This is a genomic window from Streptomyces sp. NPDC088730 (genome assembly GCF_044751215.1).
GTDB lineage: Bacteria > Actinomycetota > Actinomycetes > Streptomycetales > Streptomycetaceae > Streptomyces.
Genome location: NZ_JBIVLK010000002.1, coordinates 199,428 through 221,542 on the forward strand (window position 1 = coordinate 199,428; position 22,115 = coordinate 221,542).

Here is a 22,115-nt window from a genome sequence, read left to right on the forward strand (position 1 = left end):
TACAGCGCCTCAAGTGCCTCCCCAGACCGCCCAGCCGCCGCAGACAGCCCAGCCTCCACAGCAGCAGCAACAGCAACAGCTGCAACAAGCGCCTCAGCAGACATCGCAGCAGGCTGCGCCGACGATCGAGACCGAGACGCCCGACGACACCGCCACCCCCGCCAGGACCCGGGGCGCGGACACCAGGGCGCTCACCCAGGTCCTCTTCGGGCAGCTCAAGGGGCTGGAGCCGGGCACCGCGGAGCACGGCCGGGTCCGGACGGCACTGATCGAGGCCAACCTCCCCCTCGTGCGGTACGCCGCGGCGCGGTTCCGGAGCCGTAACGAGCCGATGGAGGACGTCGTCCAGGTCGGCACGATCGGCCTGATCAACGCCATCGACCGGTTCGACCCCGAACGGGGTGTCCAGTTCCCGACCTTCGCGATGCCGACCGTGGTCGGAGAGATCAAGCGGTACTTCCGGGACAACGTGCGGACCGTCCACGTACCGCGCCGGCTGCACGAGCTCTGGGTCCAGGTCACCGGCGCCACCGAGGACCTGACGACGGCCCACGGCCGCTCACCCACCACCGCGGAGATCGCCGCCCGGCTGAAGATCTCCGAGGACGAGGTGCTGGCCTGCATCGAGGCGGGGCGCTCGTACCACGCGACCTCACTGGAAGCGGCCCAGGAGGGTGACGGGCTGCCGGGACTGCTGGACCGGCTCGGCTACGAGGACCCGGCCCTGGCCGGTGTCGAACACCGCGACCTCGTCCGGCACCTGCTCGTACAGCTGCCCGAGCGCGAGCAGCGGATCCTGCTGCTGCGCTACTACAGCAATCTGACGCAGTCCCAGATCAGCGCGGAACTGGGCGTCTCACAGATGCATGTGTCAAGGCTTCTCGCCAGAAGTTTCGCCCGGCTGCGATCCGCAAACAGGATCGAGGCGTAACCGGAACGGGTAGAACGCTCCTTGAGAATTCCCGCCGGACCACCTACCGCATACCCCTTGTTAACTGCACAGACTCACCCAAGACTTGTCGACAAGTCACTACAGCGCGTTGCCGACATGTGACATTCTGCGGGAACCGCGTTTGCCGCCGCCTCGCTTCCGGTATTCAGGTGGAGGCTGCGTTCCTCCGATGGTCGCGGTCACCGCGACCGTCCGCGACCTCAAGGGGGTGGCATGTCCGCAGAACAGGGCAGCTCGAAGGTGCTCACGCTCACCAAGAGCGCACCCGCACCCGTTGTGCTCACCAGCTCGTCGGAAGCCATCGACACCCGCACGCTGTCCCGCTCACTGTTCGTGCGGCTCGCCGCACTGGGTCCCGCACCGGGGCCAGATGGAACGGACAGCCCGGAGCGGGCCTATGTGCGGGACACACTCATCGAGCTCAACCTGCCGCTGGTGCGTTACGCCGCGGCGCGGTTCCGCAGCCGCAACGAACCCATGGAGGACATCGTCCAGGTCGGCACGATCGGCCTGATCAAGGCGATCGACCGGTTCGACTGCGAACGCGGCGTGGAGTTCCCGACGTTCGCGATGCCGACCGTCGTGGGCGAGATCAAGCGCTTCTTCCGGGACACCTCCTGGTCCGTGCGGGTGCCCCGCCGGCTCCAGGAGCTGCGGCTCGCCCTCACCAAGACCAGCGACGAGCTCGCCCAGAAGCTCGACCGCTCTCCGACCGTGCCGGAGCTGGCCAAGGCGCTCGGGGTCTCCGAGGAGGATGTCGTCGACGGCCTGGCCGTCGGCAACGCCTACACCGCCTCCTCGCTGGACTCGCCCTCGCCGGAGGACGACGGCGGCGAGGGCTCACTGGCCGACCGGCTGGGATACGAGGACTCGGCGCTCGAAGGCGTCGAGTACCGCGAGTCCCTCAAGCCGCTGCTGGCCAAACTCCCGGCCAGGGAACGGCAGATCATCATGCTGCGGTTCTTCGCCAACATGACCCAGTCGCAGATCGGCGAGGAGGTCGGCATCTCGCAGATGCACGTCTCGCGCCTGCTGACCCGCACGCTCGCCCAGCTCAGGGAAGGGCTCATCGCCGACTGATCCGCGTGCGGCCGCGTACGGGTTCCGATTTGACGGACCGTCAGCCACACTGGCGCCATGCGACGTCAGACATCCGGCCCGCACGGCCGCCGGGGCACCATGATCGCCGCCTCGGCGGCCGTGCTGTGCCTGGGCGGAACCCTGGCAGGCTGCGGCGACGGAACGGGCGGCGACGGCTACACGGCGGTCGGCGCGGCACAGGCGAACCCCGGCAAGACCCCCTCGGGCGCGGTGGCGCCCTCGGGGAAGGTCACGCTGGTCCCGCTGGACGGGGACAGGCGCGGGGGCGGTGAGGGGGCCGGCAGCGGCGGTGGAGCCGGGAGACCCGCCTCGGCCGCGCCGGGTTCCCCGGCTGCGGGGAGCGGCTCGGGCGGCGGCGCGAAGGACGGCGGCACGGGCGGCGCAGGTGGCGCAGGTGGCTCAGGTGGCGCAGGTGGCTCAGGTGGCGCCGGTGGCGCGCGGCCCGGTACGCCGGGCCATACGGCGGACGGCAGCAGCGACGGAGGCGGCACCGGCCCCGCGTCCCGCACCCCCTCAAGCGGCACCAACGGCTCCGGGGGTTCCGGCGGTTCGGGGGGTTCCGGCGGCCCAGGGGGCTCCACCGCCCCCGCGACCCCGTCCGCGCCCGGCTCCAGCGCCCCCGCGGGGCCGGCCGTGCTGAAGGTCGGCGCGCCCGTCCGGGCGGCGGCGGACAAGCGCTGGTGCGAGAAGGTCACCGTGGAGTTCCGCAACACCGGTGGATCACCGCTGCGTTCGGGCACCGTCACCTTCGCCACACACATCATCGGCGGGCTGGGCATCGACTGGGCGACCCGGGAATCGACAGCGCCGCTGCCCGCGCCGATCGACGCGGGAGCGGCGCGGAAGAAGACGTACACCGTCTGTGTGGACGACTGGCGGGTGCCCCTGGGCATGCATGTCGAGACCCGGGACGTCACCGCCGTCTGGAAGTGACGGAGCGGAAGTGGCGGACTGAGATCGGCGGACGGGGACGGGGTGGCCGGGGCCGGTCAGCCGAGCGCGAGCCAGGCGACCGCGCCGAGGACGACGATCACCGCGACGACCGCGGCGATCAGTCCGGTCCTCGGGCCGGACGACACGGCAGCGGGCTGCTGCCGGCGCTGCGGCTCGCCCTCGTCGACGAAGGCGCGGAACATCTGCGTGTTGCCTGCCGGGTCGCTTGTGCCCTCGGGACCCTGCGGGGCGTGGGGGTTGTGTGCCATGTCGCAGGACCCTAGCGAACTCGGCGCGGGCGCCCAACCCCCGGGGCGCTGAAGGCGCGAGGGCGCGGCGGGGCGAACGGTGCGCGAGCGCCGGGGGAGCGCCGGGCGAGGGGCGGGGACGGCAGGGGTGGTCGGTGCGCGATCCGCCGGGCCCGCCGGGCCCCGCACCGGTCCCGGCTCCGGGCCCGGCCTCCCGGCTGACGCACAACACCGCTGTGGCCCAGGCAAGTTGGGAATCACTGCCGCCTCCGCCCGGCCGCCCTCCCGTATATACGCGCGAGGGGCGATCGCGCACCGCTCGCGGGCGGGGCGGCCTCGGGGCGGGGCCGGGCCCGTCCGGCGGGAAGCCGGGCTCCGGACGGCCTCGCGGGCGCCTCAAGTGTGGCAGGAGACACATCCACCACTTACGCACGGCAGACGCTGGGGCTTTGACTTCACCCCTACCGAGCCTTTTGCGTTCCTTTACTTATGCAAGCCCTATTTCGTTTGCCTGCAGCAACCAACGGCTTCTATGGTTGCCCTAAGCAACAAGATGACCGGTGTGATGATGTCTGGGGGTCCCGTGGCCGCGCGGAGTCAGTACGAAGAACTGGCCCGGCAGCTGAGCGCCATCGGCGCCGTGAAACGAGGGCTCGCGCGCATCCTGCCGGCCGAATGCCCGGCGGGCTCCGCGGCCGTACTGGCTCTGCTGAGCCGGCACGGCGAAATGCGGATCAGCAGGCTGGCCGAACTGCTCGACGTCGATATGTCGGTTACCAGCCGCCATGTCGCCCACGTAGCGGAGCGCGGCTGGATCGAACGGTCCCCGGACCCGGCGGACAAGCGTTCCCGGATCCTGCGGCTGACCCCCGCGGGCGAGGACGTGCTCTCGGACCTGAACCGCCGGACCACCGAAATGTTCGCCCACCACCTCCAGGATTGGTCCGACGAAGAGGTCGGACAGCTCAACACGTTGTTGGCCCGGCTGCGCGACAGTTTCTCCTGTCGCGGATCCGGCGGGTGCGCCCCCGGACGGCACAGCGGCGACTGCCGCACCCGGCCGGCCGACAGCGACGACGGCTCGTACACCCGTACACCCGTGTAACAGAAGCAAAGACAAGGATTTAAATGGCTACGACCACACCAACCGGTGTGCGGGGCGGCCACGCCAAGCACGGAGGGCACGACTCCTCCGACGGCACGCCGATGACACACCGGCAGATCATGGAAGCACTCACCGGGCTGCTGCTCGGCATGTTCGTCGCGATTCTGTCGTCCACCGTCGTCTCCAACGCCCTGCCGGAGATCATCTCCGACCTCGGCGGCAGCCAGAGCTCGTACACCTGGGTCGTCACGGCCTCGCTGCTGGCCATGACGGCGACCACCCCCCTGTGGGGCAAGCTCTCCGACCTGTTCAGCAAGAAGCTGCTGGTCCAGATAGCCCTGATCATCTACGTACTCGGCTCGGTCGTCGCCGGTCTGTCGACCAGCAGCGGCATGCTGATCGCCTGCCGTGTCGTGCAGGGCATAGGCGTCGGCGGTCTCTCCGCCCTCGCCCAGATCGTGATGGCCGCGATGATCGCCCCGCGCGAGCGCGGTCGCTACAGCGGCTACCTCGGCGCGGTCTTCGCCGTCGCCACCGTCGGCGGCCCGCTGCTCGGCGGTGTCATCACCGACACCAGCTGGATGGGCTGGCGCTGGTGCTTCTACGTCGGCGTGCCGTTCGCGGTCATCGCCCTCATCGTGCTCCAGAAGACCCTGAAGCTCCCGGTCGTCAAGCGCGAGGTCAAGGTCGACTGGACCGGCGCCTTCTTCATCAGCGCCGCGGTCTCGCTGCTGCTGCTCTGGGTGACCTTCGCGGGCGACAAGTACAACTGGATGTCCTGGCAGACCGGCGTGATGCTGGCCGGCTCCCTGGTCCTCGCGCTGCTCTTCGTCTTCACCGAGTCCCGGGCCAGCGAGCCGATCATCCCGCTGCGGCTGTTCCGCAACCGCACCATCACGCTGGCCTCGCTGGCCTCGCTGTTCGTCGGTATCGGGATGTTCGCGGGCACCGTCTTCTTCAGCCAGTACTTCCAGCTGGCGCGCGGCAAGTCGCCGACGATGTCCGGTGTGATGACGATCCCGATGATCACGGGTCTGTTCCTCTCCTCGACCGTCTCAGGCCAGATCATCACCAAGACGGGCCGCTGGAAGGTCTGGCTGGTCAGCGGTGGCTTCCTGCTCACCGCCGGTCTCGGGATGCTCGGCACCATCCGGTACGACACCACGTACTGGCACATCGCGGTCTACATGTTCGTGATGGGTCTCGGCATCGGCATGATGATGCAGAACCTGGTGCTCGCCACCCAGAACCAGGTCGATCCCAAGGACCTCGGTTCGGCCAGCTCCGTCGTGACGTTCTTCCGTTCCCTCGGTGGTGCCATCGGTGTCTCGGCACTGGGCGCCGTGCTGGCGAACCGCGTCACCCACTACGTCAAGGACGGCCTGACCGACCTCGGTCCGCAGGGCGCGTCCATGGGCACCGGCGGCGGGGGCATCCCCAACCTGGACACGCTGCCCGCGCCGCTCCGCACGGTCGTCGAGGCCGCCTACGGACACGGCGTCGGTGACGTCTTCCTCTACGCGGCCCCGGCCGCGCTGCTCGCCTTCCTCATCACGATCTTCATCAAGGAGGTCGCGCTGCGGACGAACGCGGCGAACGACGCCCCGGCTCCGGCCGAGGCAGCGACGGCCGAGGCAGCGGCCCCGGCCGACGCGGCGGTCCTCGCCGGCGTCCCGTCCGGTTCCGCCGCACCCGTCTCCGAGGTCTCCGGGGGAACGGCCGGGGTCACCTCCTCGGCCGACACCCTCCAGGCCGCTCCGGTGGCGACCGCGCAGGGCACCGCGGTACGCGGTGTGGTGCGCGGCGCCGAGGGCGCGCCCGTCGGGCACGCCGCCGTCACGCTGATCTCGCTGGGCGGCCGGCAGCTGGGCATCTCGGCCGCGCAGGCCGACGGTTCCTACGGTCTGGACGCCCCGGGCGCCGGCTCGTACGTGCTGATCGCGTCCGCCGACGGCTTCCAGCCGCAGGCGTCCACCGTGGTCGTCGGCGATGAGCCGCTCACGTACGACATCCTGCTCGCCGGTACGAGCGGGCTGGCCGGAACCGTGCGGTCCGCCGAGGGCGGCGCGCCGGTCGAGGGCGCCATGATCATCGTGACCGATGTCCGCGGCGACGTGCTGGCCACCGGCAAGTCCGGCGAGGCGGGCGAGTTCGCCTTCGGTGAGCTGGTCCCCGGATCGGTGACCGTCGCGGTGAACGCGGCCGGGTTCCGCCCGATGGCGCTGCCCGTGGAGGTCGGCGGCCAGGGTGTCACCCGGGTCGACGCCGCGCTGCGGGCCGGCGCGCTGGTCCAGGGCGTCGTGCGGGCCGGTTCGGCTCTGCGGCCGCTGCCGGACGCCCGCGTCACGCTGATCGACGCGGCGGGCAACGTCATCGCCAACTCGACGACCGGGGAGGACGGGGCGTACGCCTTCACCGACCTGGACGCGGGCGAGTACTCGGTCATCGCGACCGGCTACCCGCCGGTGGCGGGCGCCCTGACCGTGGCCGGTCACGGGGTCGACGGCCACGACATCGAGCTCGCCCACCCCGGCGAGTAGGTCAAGACCCCCGGCAGGACGGCGCTTCGAGCGGAGAGGCCGTCCGGGCCGGGTGGAAATGGGCCCCGGAGGCGGGGAGGGCAGGCAGGGGACGGCCTGCCGTCCCCGCCCCGGGGCCCGACTCATTGAGTGACCCGTTCCGTCAAGCGGATGGGCCATTGTGCAACGGGCAAGGAGAGAAAACGGGATGGGACTTCGCGCACAGGTACGGACGCGGGACGGCTGGGCCGTCCAGCACGCGGTCGTGACGGTCACCGACATGACCGGTACGCAGGTGCTGCGGGCCGCCGCCGACGAGGACGGGGCCGTGCGGGCCGAGGAACCGCTGTCCGCGGGCGCGTACACGGTCATCGTGACGGCGGTCGGGTACGCCCCCGCCGCCTCGACCGCCCTCGTCACGGCGAGCGGCCGGGTCGAGGCCGGCACGGTGGTGCTGGCCCGCCAGGGCGGAGTGGAGCTGCCGCCGCCGGGCGTCTGGTCGCTGGACCCGGCGCACTCCTCGGTGGGCGCGGTCGCCCAGCACCTGGGCATCTCCAGCGTGCACGGCCGGTTCACCGAGTTCGGCGGCCGGATCGAGATCGCGGAGGACGTACAGCGGTCCCGGGTGGACGCGGTCATCAGCGCGACCAGCATCGACACCGGCAACGGCATGCGGGACAAGCACCTGCGGTCCCCGGACTTCCTCGACACGGACCGGTTCCCGGAGATCACCTACCGCTCCAGCGGGCTGACCCCGGCCGGTCCCGACCGGTGGACCGTGCACGGCGAGCTGTCGCTGCACGGGGTCGCGCGCCCCATCGACCTCGACCTGAGCTACCTCGGCACCGGCCCCGACCCGTGGGGCGGCGTGCGCGCGGCGTTCCGGGCGACGGCCGAGCTGCGCCGCGAGGACTTCGCCATGAACTACAACCAGGTGGTCCAGGCCGGCATCTCCGCGATCGGCACGACGCTCCGGGTGGAACTCGACATCCAGGCCGTGCAGGGCGATTCCGTCCCGGCCGCCTAGGGTCTGTTCCATGGCATCCAACATCGCGACCAACACCGCCGTGGAACTCGACGAACTGCTGGCCTTCGTACGGCCCCGGCACCGGGCGGTCCTGCTGACCACCCGGTCCGACGGCCGTCCCCAGGGCTCCCCGCTCACCTGCGGCGTCGACGACTCGGGCCGGATCGTCGTCTCGACGTATCCCGAACGGGCCAAGACCCGCAACGCCAAGCGGGACGAGCGGGTCAGCGTGATCGTGCTGTCCGACGAGTGGGACGGGCCCTGGGTACAGATCGACGGCTCGGCCGAGGTGATCGACTCGCCGGACTCGGTCGAGCCGCTCGTCGAGTACTTCCGCAACATCTCCGGCGAGCACCCCGACTGGGACGAGTACCGGGCGGCGATGGTCAAGCAGGGCAAGTCCATCATCCGGATCACCCCCGAGCGCTGGGGCCCGGTCGCGACGGGCGGCTTCCCGGCCCGGCCCGCCGAGGAGGCCTGACCCCGTGACCACCACGCCGCCCCGGAGACCCGGCCCCGTGCCCGTCCCGCCGCCCCGCCCGGAGGGCCTGATCCCGTGACCGTCCCGTCGCCGCCCCGGCCGGAGGAGCTGGCCCGCGCCCGGCTGCTGGCCGGGCCCGAGGTGGCCGACACCGCGGCGGACGCCCTGGCGCGGGCCGCCGGGCGTCCCGTGGAGCGCGGCGCGAGCACCGGCGGCGGCCCCTGCGTGTACGTGGGGGCCGCACTGCCCGAGGCCCTGCGCGGGGACGGGCTGCTCTGGTTCCACAGCGTGAACGCCGGCACCGACGCCCTGCTGGACGCCGGGCCGTGGCCACCGGGGGCGCTGCTCACCCGGACGGTGGGCCGGATGGGCGAGCGGATCGCGCAGTACGTGCTGGCCTGGGTGCTGGCCGAGTGCCAGTCCGTACCGGAGTTCGCCGCCCAGCACGAGCGGGCCGAATGGCGCCGTATCCCCTCCGAACTCGTCGCCGGGCAGACCGCGTTGATCCACGGAACCGGCCGGATCGGCTCGGCCGTCGCCGGGCTGCTGCGGGCCTGCGGCATCCGGACGGTGGGCGTGGCGCGCACCCCGCGCGAGCTCCCGCCCGGCTTCGACGCGATCGCCGGACCGGACGAGCCGGTGGACGCCCGCTGGGTGGTCGCCGCGCTTCCGCTGACCCGGGCGACGGAGGGCTGCTTCGGGGCGGACCGGTTCGCGGCGATGGGCGGCGCCTCGTTCATCAACGTGGGGCGGGGCGCGACCGTGGACCTGGCGGCGCTGGAGACAGCGCTGCGCGCGGGGACGGTGGGACGGGCGGTGCTCGACGTGCTCGCGGACGAGCCCGCCGCACCGGACGACCCCTGCTGGCGGCTGCCCCGTACGGTCGTCACCTCGCACTCGGCGGGCATCACGGCCGAGGAGGACGTGGTCACGGACTTCACGTCCTGCCTGCGCGACCTCGCCGCGGGACGCCTTCCGGCGCTCGCCGTGGACCCGGCACGCGGCTACTGAGGGGGGCGGGCCCGGCCCTCCTCGGCGCCCGGGGACCGCTCCCGCTCACGCATCGCCTCGATCCCCGCGATCAGCAGGTCGAGCGCGAAAGCGAAGTCACGCTCGTGCATCTCGTGCACGGTGTCGGCTCCGCGGGCCTCGATGAGGTCCTGCGACTCCGCCACGAGCGGCCCCAGCTGCGGCTGCTCCTGGATGGCCGACATCGCCTGCTGGAAGTACTCGTCCTGGGTGAGCCCCGCCTCCGCGCTGCGCTGGGCGAACTGGCCCTCGACGGTGCTGAATCCGTACACGAACTGGAAGACCGCGGACAGCGCACCGGTCTGCCGTCCCTGCGGAAGGCCGGTCGCCCGGATCACGTCCTGGATCGCGTACGCCATGAGCATCGCGTGCGGGCCCGTGTTGAGGAACTTGCCCACCAGCGGGGAGACCCAGACGTGCCGGACGAGCAGCTCCCGGTACGCGCTCGCCAGCGCGCGCAGCCGGGCCTCCCAGGGCCCCTCCTGCCGCGGGGGGGCGATCTCGCTGTAGACCGAGTCGAGGGCCAGTTCCAGCAGGTCGTCCTTGGTGTCGACGTACCAGTAGAGGGACATCGCGGTGACGTTCAGCTCGGCGGCGAGCCGGCGCATGGAGAACTTCGCGAGCCCCTCGGCGTCCAGCAGCCGGACCGTGGCGGCGGTGATCCGGTCCCGGTCGAGCCCTGCGGGCTGGTCCGATTTCCGGGCGCGCGACGGTGGCCGGTGGTTCAGCCACACACTCGTCCGGGCAGGGTCCTTCGCGCGGTCGGCCGCGGACACCATGGCGCACTCCTCGTCTCACCGGCGGGACGGACCGGATATGTGATCCCGGCTCACGTACTCCGGACTCACCTACCCCGTGGCTGCCTGCTCCGCGCCCAAAAAACGGAGCAGTACGGTCCGGTACGTCCCGCCTGATGCTATGCCGCCGCCGCGGCGGTATCAGCCTGCGCCGATTCTCCCCGCTCCGCACGGCGCAGCAGCACCGCGGCCAGCAGTCCGCCCACCAGCACCGCCACCGCGCCGGTCAGCTGGCTCGCCTCAAGGCCCGAGGCGAAGGCGTCCGTGATGCGCTGCCGCTCCCCCGCGCCGCTCGCGGCGGCCAGCGCGGCGGGCAGCGAGGCGGCGCCCACGGCCGTCGGGACGAGCGCGGAGAACCGGGAGTTCAGCACCGCGCCGAGCACCGCGACCCCGAGGCCGTTGCCGCATTCGGCGAGGGTGCCGTTGACCCCGGCGCCGACGCCCGCCTTCTCCGGGGGGATCGCGCTCATGATCGCGTTGGCCATGGCGGGCGCGGCGAGCGAGATGCCCGCGCCCATCACGACCAGCCCGAGCAGCATGCCCCCGTAACCGCTTCCGCCGAGCAGCGCGATCGAGGCCAGCCCGGCGGCGAGCAGCGCCATCCCGGAGGCGATGGTGACGGGCGTGCCGAGCCTGGGCAGCAGCCGGGCGCCCAGCCCGGCGAGGTTGAGCACGATGACGCTCACCGCCAGTGGGGCCGTCCGCAGACCGGCCTCCAGCGGGCCGTAGCCGAGGACGAACTGGAGCTGCTGGGTGAGCAGGAACAGCGAGCCGCCCATCCCGAACGCGACCAGGATCGCGCCCGCGACCGCGCCGACGAACCGCTGGTTCCGGAAGAAGTGCATGTCCAGCATCGGATACGGGATGTGCAGCTCCCACAGCACGAATCCGGTGAGGACGGCGACCCCGGTGAACGCGGTCAGCAGCACCTGGCCGGAGGTCCAGCCGTGCCCGGGGCCGGAGATGATCGCGTAGACGACCGCGGCCATACCGATGGTGGAGAGCAGCGCGCCGAGCAGGTCGGGGCGGTCGCCGGCCCCGCTCCTGGACTCCGGCACCAGCCGAGCCACGGCCACCAGGCCGAGCACCGCGACCGGGATGTTGACCAGGAAGATCGCGCCCCACCAGAAGTGGTCGAGCATGACCCCGCCGATCAGCGGGCCGACCGCGAATCCGAGCGAACCGACGGTGGACCAGACACCGATCGCCTTCACCCGCTCGGTGTCGTCGAAGATCTGGACGACGACGGCCAGCGTGGTGGTCATCAGGAGTGCGCCGCCGATGCCCATCCCGGCCCGTGCGGCGATCAGTTGCGCGGAGGTCTGGGCGAGCCCGGCCACCAGGGAGCCGATGCCGAAGAGGGCCAGCCCGGCGATCAGCATCTTCTTGCGGCCGTAGCGGTCGGCCGAACTCCCGGCGGTCAGCAGCAGACCCGACTGGACGAGCGAGTAGGCGTTGATCATCCACTGCACATCGGCGGTGGAGGCGTCCAGTTCGCGGGTGAGCGAGGGGATCGCGATGTTGAGGACGGTGTTGTCGAGCACGACGGTGAGCTGGGCGAGGCAGATGACTCCGAGGATCAGCCAACGCTGCGGATGACTCGACTGCGAGAGGTGGTTCTGCTCGGCGGCGGACGCCGTCATTCGGACTCCCGGGCGTTCGGTCAGGGACGTGCGGTCAGGTGTGTGCGGTCAGGTGCGTGCGGTCAGGTGCGTGCGGTCAGGTGCGTGCGGTCAGGTGCGTGCACCTGAGCCCTATACGGTGTACAGGGAAACGGTTGTACACCGTATAGCTACCCTTTCGCGGCCTACAACCGACTTTCCCGCGGTACGGTGCCGATCGCTGAGATCCGACAAGGGCTGGAGTGGTATGTCACTGCGTCGCCGTACGGTGGAAGTCCTGCTTGCCGCGGGCCTGTTGGGAGCGGCTCTCGCGCCCCCGGCGACGGCCGCCGGGCATGGCCGGGAGCGGCCGGTGCCCCTGCGTGTCGCCACGTACAACATCCACGCGGGTGCGGGCATGGACAACGTATTCGATCTCGACCGGCAGGTGGCCGAGCTCCGCTCGCTGCACGCGGACGTCATCGGGCTCCAGGAGGTGGACGTCCACTGGGACGCGCGCAGCGAGTGGCGGGACCTGGCGGGCGAGCTGGGCCGGCGGCTCGGCATGCGGGTGTCGTTCGCCCCGATATACCGCCTCGATCCGGCGACACCGGGGGCGCCGCCCCGCGAGTTCGGGGTCGCGGTGCTGTCCCGGTACCGCGTCGTCGGCGCCGAGAACCACGCCATCACCCGGCTCTCCACCCAGGACCCGAACCCCGTACCGGCCCCCGGTCCCGGCTTCGGTGAGGTGGTGCTGCGGGTGAAGGGGCTGCCCGTGCACGTCTACGCGACGCACCTCGACTACCGCGGCGACCCGTCCGTACGGATCGCCCAGGTGGCCGACACCCGCCGGATCATGGCCGAGGACCGGGAGGAGGAGCGGGGTCCGGTGCGGCAGATCCTGCTCGGCGACTTCAACGCGGCCCCGGCCGCTCCGGAGCTGGCCCCGCTGTGGGAGGAGCTGACGGACGCCGAGCCGGGCGCCCCCACCTTCCCGGCCCAGGACCCGGTGCAGCGGATCGACTACGTGGCGGTGTCCAAGGACACCGTCCGGGTACGCGACGCGGCGGTGGCCGAGACCCTCGCCTCTGACCACCGCCCCGTCGTCGCCGACCTGCTGCTGCGGCGCTGAGCCTCAGCCGCTGCTCTGCGCCTTCGGCCGGGTCAGGTCGTAGAACGTGGCGCTGCCCGCCGTGACCTTCTCGAAGTTGGCCTCCACCCAGGTGGAGATCTTCGACGAGGTGCCGCTGTTGCCGCCCATGCCGCCCCCCTCCCCACTGGAGATGAAGTAGTGGATGCGGCCGTCCTCGACGTACTTCTCGAACTGGGAGAGCGTCGGGGACGGGTCGCTGCCGTTGAAGCCGCCGATCGCCATCACCGGGTCGCCGGTGGCGAGCTGGTAGCTGGCGGCGTTCTGCGATCCGATGGCCGCGGCGCTCCAGGTGTAGTCGTCGGCGTTCGCCGCCAGCAGCTTCTTGGCCGCCGCGTCGACGGACGCGCCGTTGAGCAGCCCGCCCATGCCGCCGCCACCGCCACGGCCTCCGCCGAAGCGTTCCCCCGCGCCGGGCATACCGGGCATCCCACCGGGCCCCCGGCCTTGCTGCTGCCCTTGCTGCTGCCCTTGCTGCTGCCCTTGCTGCCGGCCCTGTTGCGAGGTGCCGGGCTGGGGTTGGGTCTGCCCCTGCTGCCCGCCCGTGGGCGGCATTCCCGCGCCCATGCCCTGCTGGTTGCCGGTCGGGGGCCGCATGCCGCCGCCGGGGCCGCCGCCGGGGCCGCCGCCCGGTCCGCCCCGGCCGCCGCCGAATCCGCCCATCCCGCCGGCGGACGGACCGGCCGTCACGATCGAGCCCTGGTGCCCGGTGTTCAGGGTGTTCAGGGTGTACGCGACCGGCCCGGCCAGCGCGGCGGCGAACCCGAGCCCCACGGCGAGGAGCGTCAGTTGACGCCCCAGCCGGGCCACGAGCAGCAGGCCCACCGCGCCCAGCAGCCCGGCGGCCAGGACCGCCGTACGCAGCCACGGCAGGTAGTCCGGGGTCCGCCCCAGCAGCACGTACGCCCACCACGCCGTCACCGCCACCGTCAGCGCGAGCGCGGCCCCCGCCCACCAGCGGGACCGCTCCTCCCACAGGACCGAGACGCCCATGCCGATCAGCGCCGCGATGTAGGGGACCAGGGCCACCGTGTAGTACTGGTGGAAGATCCCGGCCATGAAGCTGAACACGCCCGCCGTCATCAGCAGCGAGCTGCCCCAGGCGAGGAAGGCCGCACGGGCCGTGTTGGTCCTCCCCCAGCGCGTGGTGCCCGGGAGGTGCTCCCCTGCCCGCCAGGTCAGCCACACTCCCGCGACCAGCAGGATCAGCGCGGCGGGCAGCAGCCAGGAGATCTGGCTGCCGATCTCGGAGTTGAACATCCGGCCGATCCCGGTCTCGCCCCACTGGCCGCCCGCGCCGCCACCGGGACCGCCCCCGCCGCCGACGCTGCCGGTCTCGTCGCCGTTGATCCGGCCGAGCCCGTTGTAGCCGAAGGTCAGCTCAAGGAACGAGTTGTTCTGCGAGCCGCCGATGTACGGGCGCGAGGAGGCGGGCCACAGCTCGACGATCGCCACCCACCAGCCGCCCGCGACCAGCGTCGCCAGGGCCGAGAGCCCCAGCTGGCCGAACCTCCGGCGTACGGAGACCGGTGCGGACACCGCGTACAGCACCGCCAGCGGCGGCAGGATCAGGAACGCCTGGAGCGTCTTGGACAGGAACGCCAGACCGACCGCGACACCCGCCCACACCAGCCACTTGGTGCGGCCGTCCTCCATCGCGCGCAGCACGCAGTAGACGGTCGCGGTCATCAGCAGCGCGAGCAGCGCGTCCGGGTTGTTGAAGCGGAACATCAGCGCGGCGACGGGCGTCAGCGCGAACACCGCCATGGTGATCAGCCCTGCGGCGGCACTGAAGCGGCGCCGTACGGAGGCGTACAGCACCCCGGCCGTCGCGACGCCCATCAGCACCTGCGGCAGCAGGATCGCCCAGGAGCTGAGGCCGAACACCCGTACCGACAGGGCCATCGGCCACAGGGTCGCCGGGGGCTTGTCGACGGTGATGGCGTTGGCCGAGTCCAGCGAGCCGAAGAAGAAGGCCTTCCAGCTCCGGCTGCCGGCCTGCGCGGCGGCGGAGTAGAAGGAGTTGGCGTAGCCGGAGGCGCTGAGGTTCCACAGGTAGGCCGCCGTGATGGCCAGCAGCACGCAGAGGAAGGCCGGCCGCGCCCAGCCGGGGTCCTCCGGCCTGCCCCGCCAGGCGCGGCGCAGCAGCGAGAGGCCGGGGCGTGGATGGCCCGCCGCGCTCTGGGGCGGTGCCGGGAGGTGGTCGAGCGTGGTCATCGGGCGTTCCTCAGTTCGTGGTGGGTGTCGTCGGCCGGCTCGGCGTGGATGGTGCCGGCCGGCTCGGCGGACGGGCGGGGCGGCGGGGCGTGCACCGGGCCGCCCGGGTCACCGCCGGGGTGGCGGTCACCGCCCCGGTCGCGGTCGCGGTCACCGCCGAGGTCGCCGTCCCGGTCGCGGTCGCGGTCACCGCCGCGGTCGCCGTCCCGGTCGCGGTCGCCGTTCCGGTCCCGGTCCCGGTCCGGGAAGACCCAGGCGCGGAAGAGCAGGAAGCGCAGGACGGTCGCTGCGAGGTTGGCCGCGATCAGCACGGCGAGTTCAGTGCCGTGGGACGGCGATCCGGAAGCCGCGCCCAGGGCGGCCAGCGAGCCGCTGGTCAGGGCGAGACCGATGGCGAAGACCACGAGCCCCTGCGCCTGATGGCGTACCGCCCCGCCCCGGCCGCGTACGCCGAAGGTGAGCCTCCGGTTGGCCGACGTATTGGCGACGGCGGAGACCAGCAGCGCGCCTCCGTTGGCCAGCTGCGGGCCGACGCCCAGCCGGAAGAGCGAGTACAGGGCCAGATAGCAGAGCGTCGACAGGGCGCCCACCACACAGAACCCGACCAGTTGCCGGGCCAGTCCGCGCGGCACCCCGCCGATCCCCCGGTCGCGCGGATCGTCACCGAAGGGCCGGGCCAGCCGGTCCAGCGGGAGCGCGCCGACGGCCAGCGCCCGCCCGACGCGCCAGACGCCCTTCAGGTCCTCGGTCGCGGTCCGCACGATGTGGACGGTCGAATCGGGGTCGTCCACCCAGTCGACCGGCACCTCGTGGATGCGCAGCCCGGCCCGCTCCGCGAGCACCAGCAGTTCGGTGTCGAAGAACCAGCCGGTGTCCTCGACCATCGGCAGCAGCCGCTGCGCGACCTCGCGGCGGATCGCCTTGAAGCCGCACTGCGCGTCGCTGAACCGGGCGGCGAGCGACGAACGCAGGATGATGTTGTACGCCCGCGAGATGAACTCCCGCTTGGTCCCCCGCACCACCCGCGAACTGCGGGCGAGACGCGAGCCGATGGCCAGGTCCGAGTGGCCGGAGATGAGCGGGGCGACCAGCGGGAGCAGCGCGTTCAGGTCGGTGGAGAGGTCCACGTCCATGTAGGCGAGGACCGGCGCGTCGGAGTGCGACCAGACGGTCCGCAGGGCCCGCCCCCGGCCCTTCTCCTCCAGCCGGTACGACCGCACCCCGGGAAGCGCCTGCGCGAGCCGCCGCGCCACCTCGGGCGTCCGGTCGGTGCTCGCGTTGTCCGCGACGGTGATCCGGAAGGCGTACGGGAAGGTGCGCGCGAGATGGTCGTGCAGCCGCAGCACACACGGTTCGAGGTCCTTCTCCTCGTTGTAGACGGGTACCACCACATCGAGGACGGGAGCACCTGCCGCATCGGCCTCACCGGCCAGGAGGTGGTCCCGGGCCGGCAGGGCGCTCCAGGGAGTGTCGGTTCGCATGACACCGACACTCGCCAACCGCCCTGTCACGCCTGTGTGCTGAGCCTGTGGTCCCGCTGTGAGTGCGGCTGGTTCCCGTCCGCGTGCGACGGGTTCCCGTCCGCGTGCGACGGGTTCCCGTCCGCGTGCGACGGGTTCCCGTCCGCGTGCGACTGGCCCGCCGGGTCCGCCGGCAGATGGACGGCGAACACCGTTTCGCCCGGCACCGAACGCACCTCGACGACACCGCCGTGCGCGGCGACCACGGCCCGCACGATGGCGAGACCGAGCCCCGTCGACCCGGCGTGCCGGGAGCGCGAGGCGTCCCCGCGTGCGAACCGTTCGAAGACGTGCGGCAGCAACTCAGGTGGAATGCCCGGCCCGTCGTCCTGGACCTCCAGCGTGACCCACGGGTGCCCGGCCCCCGCACGCACCCGGGCGGTGACCGTGGTCCCGGGCGGGGTGTGCGTACGGGCGTTGGCCAGCAGGTTGACCAGCACCTGCTGGATCCTGGTCGGATCGGCCCGGACGGCGGCCGGCGCCTCCGGCAGATCGAGTCGCCAGTGGTGGGTGTGCCCCGGCCCGTCCTGGGAGCCGGGGGAGCCCGGAGAGCCGGGGGAGCCGGGGTGGCTGGAGGGCCCCGCGACCCTGGCATCGCTCACCGCGTCTACGACGAGCGGTGACAGATCAGTGCTCTCGTACGAGAGCGGCCGTCCGGCGTCCAGCCGGGCGAGCAGCAGCAGATCCTCCACCATGCCCGTCATGCGTTCCGCCTCCGACTCGATCCGGCCCAGCGCGTGCCGGGTGTCGGGTCCGGTGTCCTCCCGGCCGCGCCGGGTCAGTTCGGCGTACCCGCGGATCGAGGCGAGCGGGGTGCGCAGCTCGTGGCTGGCGTCCGCGACGAACTGGCGGACCCGCATCTCGCTCTTCTGCCGCGCGTCCAGGGCCGAACCGACATGGCCCAGCATCCGGTTGAGGGCCGCACCGACCTGGCCGACCTCGGTACGCGGATCGGCCTCGGCGTCCGGAACCCGCTCGAACAGGGCGACCTCGCCGCTGTGCAGCGGTATCTCGGAGACCCGGGTCGCGGTGGCGGCCACCCGGCGCAGCGGGCGCAGGGCGACCGTGACCATGGCGGCGCCCGCGATCCCGGCGGCGATGAGCCCGGCCGCGGTCACGCAGACCTCGACGAGGATCAGGGTGCTGAGCGCCTTGCTCACCTCGGCGGTGGGGATGCCGACGAGCACGGTCGTGCCGTCGCTCATGGCGACGGCCTCCGCCCGGTAGCCGCCGAGTCCGGGCAGTTCGACATCGTGCGCGTGCCGGTCCGCGCGGATCCCGGCCGACTCCAGGACGTGCCTCTGGGCGCCGGTCAGCGGCTCGTTGCTCGGCTGCGCCGTCGGCCGCCCCGCCTTCACGACCAGGGAGGAGGTGACGGCACCGTCCGTGAGGACGGCGCCGAAGGTCTTGAACGGCTGGCCGCCGCCTCCTATGAAGCCGAGCGGCTGCTTGTTCTTCAGCCCTCCGGGGACGGGCGCCCCGGGCAGGTGCTCGGCGCGGACCGCGATGTCGCGCAGCTGGTCGTCGAGCTTCCCGTACATGTAGCTGTGGAAGGCGATGGCGGTGACCGAGCCGATGACGGCCGCGACGACCGCGATCAGCGACACCGCGGAGACGACGAGCCGGGTCCGCAGCGTCCACGGCCCCTTCCGCGGCCGTCCCGTCCGGCTACTCACCGGGCTTGATGAGATACCCCGCCCCGCGCCGGGTGTGGATCATCGGCGTCCGGCCCGCGTCGATCTTCTTGCGCAGGTACGAGATGTACAGCTCGACGACATTGGCCTGGCCGCCGAAGTCGTAGTTCCAGACCCGGTCCAGGATCTGCGCCTTGCTCAGCACCCGGCGCGGATTGCGCATCAGGAAGCGCAGCAGCTCGAACTCGGTCGCCGTGAGGTGGATGTTGGTCCCGCCCCGGCTCACGTCGTGGCTGTCCTCGTCCAGCAGCAGGTCCCCGACGGCGAGCGTCGACTCGCTGCGCACCGCCGCCGTGCCGGAGCGCCGGATCAGCCCGCGCAGCCGGGCCACGACCTCCTCCAGGCTGAACGGCTTCGTGACGTAGTCGTCGCCGCCCGCCGTGAGCCCGGCGATCCGGTCCTCGACGGAGTCCCGCGCGGTCAGGAACAGCACCGGTACGTCCGAGAGCTCCCGGCGCAGCCTGCCGAGGACGGAGAGCCCGTCCGTGTCGGGCAGCATCACATCAAGGACCACCGCGTCGGGCCGGAAGTCACGCGCGGTACGCATGGCACCGGCACCGTCCCCGGCGCTGCGCACCTCCCAGCCCTCGTAGCGCAACGCCATCGAGAGCAGCTCGGCCAGCGGTGCCTCGTCGTCCACGACCAGGACCCGGACGGGGCTGTGGTCCGGCCTGAGCAGTTCGGTACGCCCCTGGGGCGAGGTCGTCGTCGTCATGGCCCCACCCTGTGAGACGCCCCTGAGAGAGTTCTTTTCCGATTCTGTGAATTTCCTGAGAAAGACGCGCGACCGCGTGAAGCGACGCGAACGCGTGGCCGCACCGCCTCAGCGGTCGAACAGGGCCTTCGCGTTGTCGTGGCAGACCGCCCGCAGCCAGTCGTCCCCGAGCTCCAGCCGCTCCAGGGCGTGCAGCTGGTGGGCGTACGGGTACGGGATGTTCGGGAAGTCCGTCCCCAGCAGGATCCGGTCCCCGAGCGCCGCGAGCCGTCCCCGTTCCGCCGCCGGGAACGGGGTGAAGCCCTCGGTGAAGTCGGTGAACGCCATCGTCGTGTCGAGCCGCACCTGCGGGTACGCCTCCGCGAGCGCCAGGAACTCCGCGTACTCCGGCATCCCCATGTGCGCCACGATCAGCGGCAGCCGGGGATGTCTGGCGAGCAGCCGGCCGATCGGCTCCGGCCCGGTGTGCTTCCCCGGGGCGGGCCCGGATCCGCAGTGCGTGACGACCGGGACGCCCGCCTCCGCGAGCAGCCCCCACACGGGGTCCAGCAGCGGATCGTTCGGGTCGTACGCCCCGACCTGGAGGTGCGACTTGAAGACCCGCGCACCCCCTTCGAGGGCCTGCGTCACGTACGCCTCCACGCCCTCCTCCGGGAAGAACGTGGCGGTGTGCAGACAGTCGGGCACCCGGTCCGCGAACCCGGCGGCCCAGCCGTTCAGCCAGGCCGCCATCCCCGCCTTGTGCGGGTAGAGCATCGAGGTGAACCGGAGTACGCCGAACGAACGCAGCAGCGCGAGCCGTTCGTCCTCGTCCTGCCGGTAGGTGATCGGCCACTCCATCCCGGTCAGCGGACCGGCGGAGTCGAAGTAGGCCCAGACCTTGCGCAGCACGTTCTCCGGCATGAAGTGCGTGTGGACGTCGATGAGTCCGGGCAGCCCGAGCCGTTCCCAGAACCGGACGACGTCGTCACGTTCGTCACCCATACGCTCCTCCATCCGCTTCCCCCCATCCGCTCCTCCACCGGTCGCCCCGACGATCTCAGAACAGCCCGTCCTGCGAGACACCGCCCCCGATGCCGGCGGTCGGCACACTCACCCCGGCCTCCGGGCCGGCCGCCGCCAGCGCCCAGCCGGTCATCAGCCGGGTGTCCACCACGACGAAACCGTCCGCACCGGTGTCCAGCCGCAGATCCGGCCCGGCCGCCGCGACCAGCCGCCCCGCGACCGCGCCTCCGTCCACCAGCCCGGTCACCACCCGCACCACGCCCTCTGCCCCCGTCCCCGTTCCGGTCCCGGTCCCGATCCCGAAGATCCCCGCATGGTCGACGGCCTCGAACGGCAGCCGCTCCAGCGCCTCCGGCCAGCCGCCCCCGTCGAGCGCCACGGCCCGCCCGTACAGCTCGGCCACCTCACCGGCCCGCTCCCGCGCCCCCGGGAGCCGCGCCCGCACCGCCCGCTTCCGGGCGTACGGAATCCGGTCCGGCACCCCGAGCGCGGCCCGCAGCAGCTCCTCGGCCCGGCGCGCCGCCATCAGCGGACCGCGCCCCAGCCAGCTGAAGACCACCGCCCCCTGCTCCCGCAGCCGGGCCGCGCCGCGCTCCTCCGCGGTGATCCCCACCTTCACCATCCCGGGCCCGAACCAGGCCAGGTACACGCGGTAGGTGCGCGGGTCATCGGGGATCGTGTCGGCCGCCACCGAATGCGCCCGGTCCAGCCGCCCGCACTCGGGACACCGGCCCCCGGTGCTCCGCGCGGGCACCTCGGCCCCCACCGGACAGACGTTCCCCCGCGCCCCTGCGCAGCCCCGCACCCCCTCGGCGCGGAACCCGAACGCGCTCCCGTACGCCAGCGCGCTCCCCCGGACCTCGCGCCCCTTCCGCCACCCGAGCACGGGACCGCCCCGTTCCTCGGGCCACCGGAGCCCGGTGCACTGCCATTCCATGCGGGGAACCCTACGACCGGACACCGACAACGGCGCCGGACTAGGATTCGGGCCATGCCCCTGAGCGCGAACGACGTGGCACGGTTCGAGGCCTCCATGCCCCGGCTGGAGGCCATCGCCTACCGCCTGCTCGGTTCCGCGAGCGAGGCGGAGGACGCCGTACAGGACACGTTCCTGCGCTGGCAGGCCGCCGACGTCGGCCGCATCGAGGTCCCCGAGGCCTGGCTGACGAAGGTCCTCACCAACCTGTGCCTCAACCAGCTCACCTCGGCCCGCGCCCGGCGCGAGACCTACGTGGGCCAGTGGCTGCCCGAACCGCTGCTCGCCGGGGACCCGATGCTCGGTCCCGCCGCCACCGCGGAACAGCGCGAATCGGTCTCGTACGCGGTGCTCGTCCTCATGGAGCGCCTCTCCCCCAACGAGCGGGCCGTGTACGTGCTCCGGGAGGCCTTCGGCTACCGGCACCGCGAGATCGCGGAGATCCTGGACATCACCGAGGCCTCCTGCCAGCAGATCCTGCACCGCGCCAGGAAGCACGTCGCGGACGGCAGGACCCGCACCGAGGTCGACGAGGCGACCGCCCGGCGGATCGTCGGGGAGTTCCTCGCCGCCGCCACCAGCGGCCGGACCGAACCGCTCGTACGGCTGCTCACCCAGGACGCCGTCTCCGTCGGCGACGGCGGCGGAAAGGTCCCGGCCCGCGCCAAGGCGTTCGAGGGTGCCGTCGCGGTCGCCACGTTCATGCGGGGACTGTTCAAACCCGGCAAGGCCAAGCGCGCCCTGGTCGGCGGCTCGCCCGGCGTCCACGTCACGACCGCCAACGGCGCCCCCGCCATCGTGGCGGTCTTCGAGGGCCGGATCGTCGGGATCATGTGCCTGGAGATCACCACAGAGGGCATCACCGCGATCCTCAACCAGGTCAACCCCGACAAACTCGAACGCGCGACCCGGCACTGGGCGGCCACCGGCGACCACGGGGACCCCCTGTTCGCCGCCTTCTGACCAAACCCACGTGACCCACGTCACACCCCACCCCTGTCAGGGAACGACGGGCCGCCCGGTTCAAGGGGCGAACCCGCGCGAG

Annotated in this window: 19 protein-coding genes; 10 read left to right on the plus strand and 9 right to left on the minus strand. The window is 72.3% G+C overall.

The genetic code is table 11. From position 1 onward, the window contains the following. Positions 1–79 precede the first annotated feature (79 nt). The 3 genes from ACIP89_RS07620 to ACIP89_RS07630 all read left to right on the plus strand — a co-directional run bounded on the left by ACIP89_RS07620 (position 80) and on the right by ACIP89_RS07630 (position 2,986). Positions 80–931: an RNA polymerase sigma factor SigF gene (locus ACIP89_RS07620; protein WP_402114547.1), complete on the plus strand. Its 852-nt coding sequence runs from the start codon at positions 80–82 to the stop codon at positions 929–931. Between the two features lie 234 nt (positions 932–1,165). Beyond that, positions 1,166–2,032: an RNA polymerase sigma factor SigF gene (locus ACIP89_RS07625; protein ID WP_402113681.1), complete on the plus strand. Its 867-nt coding sequence runs from the start codon at positions 1,166–1,168 to the stop codon at positions 2,030–2,032. A 57-nt stretch (positions 2,033–2,089) separates the two neighbouring features. Further along, on the plus strand, positions 2,090–2,986 hold the full coding sequence (locus tag ACIP89_RS07630; protein WP_402113683.1) for a hypothetical protein: 897 nt from the start codon (positions 2,090–2,092) through the stop codon (positions 2,984–2,986). 56 nt (positions 2,987–3,042) lie between these two features. On the opposite strand, the gene ACIP89_RS07635 is transcribed toward ACIP89_RS07630, so the two are convergent. Continuing rightward, entirely contained in the window at positions 3,043–3,255 is a 213-nt protein-coding gene (locus tag ACIP89_RS07635; RefSeq protein WP_073736404.1) for a hypothetical protein, read from the minus strand. Between the two features lie 562 nt (positions 3,256–3,817). On the opposite strand from ACIP89_RS07635, the gene ACIP89_RS07640 reads away from it, so the two are divergent. From ACIP89_RS07640 to ACIP89_RS07660, 5 genes are all read left to right on the plus strand, one after another. Then, positions 3,818–4,339, plus strand: a complete 522-nt coding sequence (locus tag ACIP89_RS07640; RefSeq protein WP_401925886.1) for a MarR family winged helix-turn-helix transcriptional regulator — start codon at positions 3,818–3,820, stop codon at positions 4,337–4,339. Positions 4,340–4,362: 23 nt separating this feature from the next. Beyond that, positions 4,363–6,879 (plus strand): MFS transporter, encoded by a 2,517-nt coding sequence (locus ACIP89_RS07645; RefSeq protein ID WP_401925888.1) that lies wholly within the window; start codon positions 4,363–4,365, stop codon positions 6,877–6,879. A 187-nt stretch (positions 6,880–7,066) separates the two neighbouring features. Beyond that, positions 7,067–7,885: a YceI family protein gene (locus ACIP89_RS07650; protein WP_401925891.1), complete on the plus strand. Its 819-nt coding sequence runs from the start codon at positions 7,067–7,069 to the stop codon at positions 7,883–7,885. A 10-nt stretch (positions 7,886–7,895) separates the two neighbouring features. After that, on the plus strand, positions 7,896–8,366 hold the full coding sequence (locus ACIP89_RS07655) for a PPOX class F420-dependent oxidoreductase (RefSeq protein ID WP_401925893.1): 471 nt from the start codon (positions 7,896–7,898) through the stop codon (positions 8,364–8,366). Positions 8,367–8,441: 75 nt separating this feature from the next. Continuing rightward, on the plus strand, positions 8,442–9,377 hold the full coding sequence (locus ACIP89_RS07660) for an NAD(P)-dependent oxidoreductase (RefSeq protein WP_402113684.1): 936 nt from the start codon (positions 8,442–8,444) through the stop codon (positions 9,375–9,377). Here the strand turns inward: ACIP89_RS07660 and ACIP89_RS07665 are convergent. Together ACIP89_RS07665 and ACIP89_RS07670 are read right to left on the minus strand one after the other, a co-directional pair. Continuing rightward, positions 9,371–10,174 (minus strand): TetR/AcrR family transcriptional regulator, encoded by an 804-nt coding sequence (locus tag ACIP89_RS07665; protein ID WP_401925898.1) that lies wholly within the window; start codon positions 10,172–10,174, stop codon positions 9,371–9,373. The two genes, ACIP89_RS07660 and ACIP89_RS07665, sit on opposite strands and share 7 nt — an antisense overlap. A 137-nt stretch (positions 10,175–10,311) precedes the next feature. Next, positions 10,312–11,835: an MFS transporter gene (locus ACIP89_RS07670; RefSeq protein ID WP_401929584.1), complete on the minus strand. Its 1,524-nt coding sequence runs from the start codon at positions 11,833–11,835 to the stop codon at positions 10,312–10,314. A 226-nt stretch (positions 11,836–12,061) separates the two neighbouring features. On the opposite strand from ACIP89_RS07670, the gene ACIP89_RS07675 reads away from it, so the two are divergent. Then, entirely contained in the window at positions 12,062–12,925 is an 864-nt protein-coding gene (locus ACIP89_RS07675; RefSeq protein WP_402113685.1) for an endonuclease/exonuclease/phosphatase family protein, read from the plus strand. 3 nt (positions 12,926–12,928) lie between these two features. On the opposite strand, the gene ACIP89_RS07680 is transcribed toward ACIP89_RS07675, so the two are convergent. From ACIP89_RS07680 to ACIP89_RS07705, 6 genes are all read right to left on the minus strand, one after another. After that, positions 12,929–15,160 carry an ArnT family glycosyltransferase gene (locus ACIP89_RS07680; protein WP_402113687.1) on the minus strand — a complete coding sequence of 744 codons (2,232 nt, stop codon included), beginning with the start codon at positions 15,158–15,160 and terminating at the stop codon, positions 12,929–12,931. After that, positions 15,157–16,641, minus strand: a complete 1,485-nt coding sequence (locus ACIP89_RS07685) for a glycosyltransferase (protein WP_402113688.1) — start codon at positions 16,639–16,641, stop codon at positions 15,157–15,159. Before ACIP89_RS07685 ends, ACIP89_RS07680 begins: the two co-directional genes overlap by 4 nt. 26 nt (positions 16,642–16,667) lie before the next feature. Continuing rightward, on the minus strand, positions 16,668–18,356 hold the full coding sequence (locus ACIP89_RS07690) for an ATP-binding protein (protein WP_402113691.1): 1,689 nt from the start codon (positions 18,354–18,356) through the stop codon (positions 16,668–16,670). After that, complete coding sequence (locus tag ACIP89_RS07695) at positions 18,349–19,089, minus strand: response regulator transcription factor (RefSeq protein ID WP_402113693.1); 741 nt, start codon at positions 19,087–19,089, stop codon at positions 18,349–18,351. The genes ACIP89_RS07690 and ACIP89_RS07695 overlap by 8 nt, the downstream gene beginning before the upstream one ends. Before the next feature lie 108 nt (positions 19,090–19,197). Then, positions 19,198–20,073 carry an amidohydrolase family protein gene (locus ACIP89_RS07700; RefSeq protein ID WP_401929575.1) on the minus strand — a complete coding sequence of 292 codons (876 nt, stop codon included), beginning with the start codon at positions 20,071–20,073 and terminating at the stop codon, positions 19,198–19,200. Positions 20,074–20,128: 55 nt separating this feature from the next. After that, positions 20,129–21,031, minus strand: coding sequence for a DUF2797 domain-containing protein (locus ACIP89_RS07705; RefSeq protein ID WP_401929574.1), 903 nt, complete (start codon positions 21,029–21,031; stop codon positions 20,129–20,131). Between the two features lie 54 nt (positions 21,032–21,085). Between ACIP89_RS07705 and ACIP89_RS07710 the strand changes: the two genes are divergently transcribed. Continuing rightward, positions 21,086–22,033 (plus strand): RNA polymerase sigma-70 factor, encoded by a 948-nt coding sequence (locus tag ACIP89_RS07710; RefSeq protein ID WP_401929572.1) that lies wholly within the window; start codon positions 21,086–21,088, stop codon positions 22,031–22,033. The last annotated feature ends 82 nt before the right edge of the window (positions 22,034–22,115 follow it).